The 6,209-nt window shown below is 36.1% G+C and carries 4 protein-coding genes; 3 read left to right on the top strand and 1 reads right to left on the bottom strand.

Annotated features, from left to right (window positions below; translation table 11 throughout):
- Nucleotides 1-1,640, top strand: a 1,640-nt coding sequence (locus tag MYP_RS24430) for an RHS repeat-associated core domain-containing protein (protein ID WP_045469969.1), incomplete at its 5' end; no start/stop codon positions are given.
- A 648-nt stretch (nucleotides 1,641-2,288) separates the two neighbouring features.
- Here the strand turns inward: MYP_RS24430 and MYP_RS24420 are convergent.
- On the bottom strand, nucleotides 2,289-3,560 hold the full coding sequence (locus MYP_RS24420; RefSeq protein WP_045469963.1) for a DDE-type integrase/transposase/recombinase: 1,272 nt from the start codon (nucleotides 3,558-3,560) through the stop codon (nucleotides 2,289-2,291).
- A gap of 108 nt (nucleotides 3,561-3,668) precedes the next feature.
- Between MYP_RS24420 and MYP_RS24415 the strand changes: the two genes are divergently transcribed.
- Both MYP_RS24415 and MYP_RS24410 read left to right on the top strand, forming a co-directional pair.
- Nucleotides 3,669-5,525: an RHS repeat domain-containing protein gene (locus MYP_RS24415; RefSeq protein WP_045469960.1), complete on the top strand. Its 1,857-nt coding sequence runs from the start codon at nucleotides 3,669-3,671 to the stop codon at nucleotides 5,523-5,525.
- Nucleotides 5,526-5,531: 6 nt separating this feature from the next.
- A complete protein-coding gene (locus MYP_RS24410) occupies nucleotides 5,532-5,882 on the top strand; it encodes a hypothetical protein (RefSeq protein ID WP_045469957.1) in 351 nt (116 codons plus the stop codon).
- The last annotated feature ends 327 nt before the right edge of the window (nucleotides 5,883-6,209 follow it).

Below are 6,209 nucleotides of genomic sequence, written 5' to 3'. Positions count from 1 at the left end.
TTAACGGAAAACTGGTAACCTCAGGCACAACATCACCATTAGCCATGGATGATCTGACGTACAAGTATGAGACGATAGCCAATGGCTATACCAGAAATACGAACAGGTTAAGGTCTGTGAGTGATGCCGTAGGTAACGGAAACTATGCTGATGATATAGACAATCAGGCTAATAACAACTATGACTATGATGAAATTGGAAATCTGAAGTCAGATGTTCAGGAAGGGATTGACACAATCGAGTGGACAGTGAGCGGAAAAATATCGAAAGTAACACGTTCTTCAGGTATCACAAAGCCAGATCTGGAGTTTAAGTACGATGCATTAGGAAACAGGGTCGCTAAAATCTCTAAGCCTGCAGCGACCAAAACAGATGCATCTACCTGGATAACATTGTATTATGTAAGGGACGGAGTGGGTAATGTAATAAGTACATATGAGCAAAGAAAAACCACAAGCGCACAGGAGTTTTTCTGGAAAGATCAGACGCTTTATGGCAGCACCAGATTGGGAATGGTTGATTTGAATAAAAATATTACTACCTTGGGAGCGGTATCTAATTCGTTATTTGCTACAAAAACAGGTATAAAACTGTTTGAGGGAAGTAATCACCTGGGTAACGTGCTTACTGTATTTACAGATCGCAAGATCCCAGTAGCTTCAGGTACCAATGTTCTTTCTTATACTGCTGATATCGCAAGCACTTCGGATTACTATGCATTTGGTAGTCAAATGCCTGGTAGGAAATATACTAAGACGAATTATCGTTATGGATTCAACGGGATGGAGAAAGATGATGAAGTTAAAGGTAGCGGAAATAGTTATGACTTTGGAGCGAGGATTTACGATCCGAGAATTGGAAGATGGTTAAGTTTAGATCCTTCTGCTGCTAAATATGTAGGTTGGAGTCCTTATAATTTTGTTAGGGATAATCCAATAAGATATGTTGATCCTGATGGAAAAGATCCTATTGATCCTCGTACCGGAAAAACTTCAAAAATTAGTTTGACGAATTCAGTTGTAGTTGCTAATACTTATGATCCTAAGATACATCTAACGCCTAAGAAGGATGCTGAATTGCTAAGTTGGGCAAGTTCGCAGTTACTTAAATTTTCTGTAGGAAAAGACAATGGCGCTCCAATCGGTATCTTTGATGATTTTCCTAGCCCCGATAGATCAGCAAGTTTAATTTCGGAAGAAGCTGCAGCAGTTATAAATCCAAGATATGGAGATAAGCTTCGTTCTTTCTCATCGCCAAAAAGTATTAACGGCTTGTATAATCCACCGAGTGTTGATGCTTTTGAAGAGGTAGCAAAAACGGGATACTATAGTTATATTGACCAAGGTTTTGCAGAATCAGGGATATTTTATACTGATATTAAAAGTTTTAATTTGATAGACGTTGAAGCAAACACTGTATCAAGAATTACAAATTTTACAAGAAATTCTAATGGGAAATTTGATATTAATACAGTGAGTACATTTTCAACTAAAAAAGGAGATATTCAAACAGAAATGAGAAATGGACAAGAATACAGATATCGTAATGTAACTACAACCGAAACTATTGAACAGTACCAAAATAATAAATCTGTAAAAAAATCTACAGTAACACATACATATCAGGAAAAAGTAAAGTAAAATGAGTAGACAAAATTTAATAATATTGATTTTGGTAATACTATTACATTATGTTTTTGGATTGTATTCCATTGGAATAACTTTAATATATAACTTATTCCGTCTTTTCCATTTACCTGGAACTTTACCTGCTTTAGTAATATCAATTATTATAGAAGTAATAATGTATATACTATTCTTTAATAAGAATTATAAAATTGTAAAAGCATATGTGTTAGCAAAATTGATAACAGCACTTTTACTAATGATAGTGATGGTAAGTGCATGGGATAAATTTTCAAACAATCTAAGTCTTGTTTTTTGTTCTATAGGATTCATTACAACATCTATTATTATTATTTATTTTATTTTTTTTAAATGGATTAAAGGATATAATAGATAGTAGCGCTAATCCCGTTTTGGCGCAAGGTGTGCCGAGAATGAAAGACGGCACTTATTAAAAAGTCTTTCAATGCTATATAAAAGATGAAGGTAGGCCCTTCATTGGCGGTGCTACTCCCACAATCTTTCCGCAAGTAATACTTCGCTGTAACGAAGTCGATGAAAATGAAAAGGTTGAAAGTTGTAGATAAAGAGAGTCTGAAGAAGTTGTTTTTAAGAAAGAGATTTTAAAAAAGTAAAATAAAAAAAGTATCTGAAAGAAGTAGTTTAACACTTCGGACAGGTACTTTTTCTGTTTTGTTCGAGTCTCATGGCTTTGGCTTGTCTGATTTGTTCAGAAAAGTCCATATTGGGAAGTTTTTGGGTGTAAGCTTCTATAGGAGTAAGTCCATTGAGTGCATAATGAGGTCTGAAAATATTATAGTCTTCAATAGATCTTATAATGCAGTTCAAAAGTTCCTTGAAAGATTGTGGCAGGTCATGCCTGATGTAACGCTTCATGATTTTATTGACAGCTTCAATAGGTGAGTTGGAAAAAGCTATATCTTTTAAAGCAATAACTTTTGTTATTTCAGGATGGGGAGTAGAAGTTATAAGCTCTTCAATACATACAGCATGGTTCTCACTTCCACCATCAGCTACCAGAGTTGCACATATATGTTCGGGATGAAATTTTTGTATTGTCTGAATAGCCATATATAATGCGGCTTTTACATTGTCGGCACCATGCTTTTCAGAAACGCTCCATCCAAGTATCTTTCTTGAAAAATTATCAGAGACAAAAGTAATGGCTGTTTTAATTCCATTAGGCAAAGTATAAAAAGTTGTATCAACATGCAGGAACTGATTGGGTCTGGTACTGACTATGCCTTTAGTTTTTTCTTCAGGTTTAGGAAAGCGTCTTTTAAAACCCAGGAGAGCACTGTATTTATACCATGTGCTCAGTGAAGCAAATAATAATCCGTTTCTTCTGGCATAGTGGGCGATAGAAGAGACAGGCCAGCAGGCAAATCGGATATCAGAGAAGAGAACTTTCATAATATTCACTTCTTTAACAGCAAGCTGAAGAGGATGTCTTTTCAGACAAAGAGAAACAGGAGAAAGGCTACATTGAGTTTTTAACTTGTGAATCCTGTAGTAAAAAGAATTGATACTAATTCCCGTAAGTTTTAAAACCGTTTTTTTAGGTAATATGGTAAAGAGTTTCTGTAGCTGGTTAATAAAAATTTCATTGTCTGTTTTCTTCAGTAAAGGCTTTATGAAAGCAGCAAGTGCAAGCCAGACCTTGAAAAGTATCATAACAGTTCGTTTTAGATTTTTGTGTTCTTCAAGTATCTCATACAATTGCAGTGATTCATTCTGTATAGATCTGTATTCATGGCCGATATAACTACTCATTATAATGTTTCTCCATGATGATGCAGTAGAATAAGGAACCTGGTTTCTAAAGCTCTCTGATAACAGGTATTCTTTTCCTGTTGAATAGAGAAAGATAATGAATGTGTCGTATTTGTTTCTGCAATGTTTGTTCAGATCCATAGTTTAAACAAACGAAAGCAAGTAAAATAAACTTGTATACCTTCAGCAGCAGGAATTACGTCCCTGACTACAGATGCACCGGCATTATACAATGGCAATATCAGCAGAATGACCACGGCTATCACGGATGCAAATCCATCATCCGGCACATCCGGTACCTGGAATGGCGGAAATGACGGATCGTATCAGGAAACCTTTAAATACGATGCCAACGGTAATATCCTGAAGCTGACACGTAACGGAAAACTGGTAACCTCAGGAACGACATCACCATTAGCCATGGACGATCTCACGTACAAGTATGAGACGATAGCCAATGGCTATACCAGAAATACGAACAGGTTAAGGTCTGTGAGTGATGCGGTAGGTAACGGAAACTATGCTGATGATATAGACAATCAGGCTAATAACAATTATGACTATGATGAAATTGGAAATCTGAAGTCAGATGTTCAGGAAGGAATAGCCACAATCGAGTGGACAGTGAGCGGAAAAATATCGAAAGTAACACGTTCTTCAGTCAGCTCCAAGTCGGATCTGGAGTTTAAGTACGATGCTCAGGGGAACAGATTAGCCAAGATTGAGAAGCCTGCAGCAACCAAAGGGGATGCCTCTACCTGGATTACGACGTTCTATGTAAGAGATGCTTCCGGCAATGTGATGAGTACCTATGAGCAGAAGAAAACGACCACCGTACAGGAATTTTTCCTGAAAGAGCAGTCGATTTATGGCAGCACCAGATTGGGAATGGTTGATTTGAATAAAAATATTACTACCTTGGGAGCGGTATCTAATTCGTTATTTGCTTCAAAAACAGGTATAAAACTGTTTGAGGGAAGTAATCACCTGGGTAACGTGCTTGCAGTATTTACAGATCGCAAGATCCCAGTAGCTTCAGGTACCAATGTTCTTTCTTATACTGCTGATATTACAAGTACTTCTGACTACTATGCATTTGGTAGTCAAATGCCAGGTAGGAAATATACTAAGACGAATTACCGTTATGGCTTCAACGGGAAGGAGAAGGATTCAGAGTTTCATGATAATTATGATTATGGAAAACGAGTTTATGATGCTAGGTTAGGTAAATTTCTTAGTTCAGATCCTTTAGCTAAAATCTATCCATTTTATAGTCCATATCAGTTCGCCGGAAATAGTCCAATTGTTAATGTAGATATTGATGGAGAGGAACCTTTTGATTATAGATTGAGGACAGCCGAATTCCGGGCTAGACTAGACAATATAGAATGGGAAGACATTGCAACTTATTTGTTATGTGAAACCCAGTGTTCAATGATGAATATAGTAAGCAGAGAACAAGCTCAAATGAGTCAAACTACTAAAAACGTTTTGTATGCAAGATATGGAGTGTTTACGAATTTTAATGAAGTCACATTTAAGTATGAACTTAGTATAGAATATGAGTGGGTAGTTGAGGGACCTGGTGGAGCAATTCTTGGGACCTTCATTGATTTTCTTGGAGCCTCTAGTTTCTTGCAAAAAGGTCCAACAGCACTTTTGGCTAAGACACCTGTAAAACCAATATTATTTTCTATACCCCTTGGATTCAAAAGCTTTGGCCAATTTAAACAATTTGGAACAACTATACAGGCTGGATTGGCAAAATTAGGATACAAAAATACAAATTTGTACATGCAGGGAAGCTCTATTACAGCTAGGAGTGCTGAAACTGGAGAGCTTTTTGATGTTGGAAGGAAAAGTGATTTTGATCTAGCTCTAACAGGAGAGGATATCTTTAAAAAGGCAGAGGAATTGGGATTGGTAAAAGGTGATAGAACAGGACCTATAAATTTAGGAAGTGAAGAAGCCAGTAAACTTGGCATTAGTGATCTTCTCGAAGAAATTTCAAATTCAATAGGTAGAGATGTAAATGTGATGATATTTAAAACAGTTGAGGCTATAAAAGCCAAAGGGTCTAGTGTTAGGGTTCCAACACAACAATAATAAACTATGATAAAAGAATATTTTTTGCTATTTGCGTCAAAGAAAACCAGTGTTGACGAATTAGCTTTTTCAATCTATAAAAAATTAGATTTAGAGTTTACTCAAAAAGAAAGTCTTTATGTTGGCATTTATAATTGTTACTCGGGACTCTATGCTGATAAGTTAACAGTTGAGTATAATTATGTGAATAATGAATGGAAATTCGATAAATATCAGGATTATTCTATCATCATAAAGCTCGCAAATTTTACTGGCAAGAATAAAGATAAAGAAAGTAAAACTAAGCATTTGAAAGAAAGGCTAATTAAAATTGAGGATATTATATTGCTTGAAGAATCTATTATTGAAAAGGAATAGACCGTTCTGGCCAAGTCTGTGACTTGTGTCTATAAATGGGAGCCAGTTTATAAACTGGCGGTTGAGAAATAAGAAACTACTAAAAAGTCCCGAAGGCCATTGTCTTCGCAGCAACTCCCACAATCTTTCCGCAAGTAATACTTCGCTGTAACGAAGTCGATGAAAATGAAAAGGTTGAGATTGGTAGATAAAGTAAGTTTGATGAAAGTTCTACTCCCTGGCTTGTGTCTTCACAAGCCGGAATCTATGATAATGTACAGAACTAAAAATCCCGGAGGTAAGAGCCTTCGGGATTTTTTATGTTTATAAGGAATTTAATTTAGTAGC

Origin of the sequence: Sporocytophaga myxococcoides (assembly GCF_000775915.1) — a bacterium.
Taxonomy (GTDB): domain Bacteria; phylum Bacteroidota; class Bacteroidia; order Cytophagales; family Cytophagaceae; genus Sporocytophaga; species Sporocytophaga myxococcoides_A.
The sequence above is the reverse complement of the archived record's forward strand: the minus strand, read 5'-3'. Positions and strand labels throughout refer to the sequence as shown.

Bases quoted from the DNA above. Each gene is read 5' to 3' on its own strand.
- MYP_RS24420 (WP_045469963.1), bottom strand. From the start codon at position 3,560: ATGGATCTGAACAAACATTGCAGAAACAAATACGACACATTCATTATC.
- MYP_RS24415 (WP_045469960.1), top strand. From the start codon at position 3,669: ATGACCACGGCTATCACGGATGCAAATCCATCATCCGGCACATCCGGT.
- MYP_RS24410 (WP_045469957.1), top strand. From the start codon at position 5,532: ATGATAAAAGAATATTTTTTGCTATTTGCGTCAAAGAAAACCAGTGTT.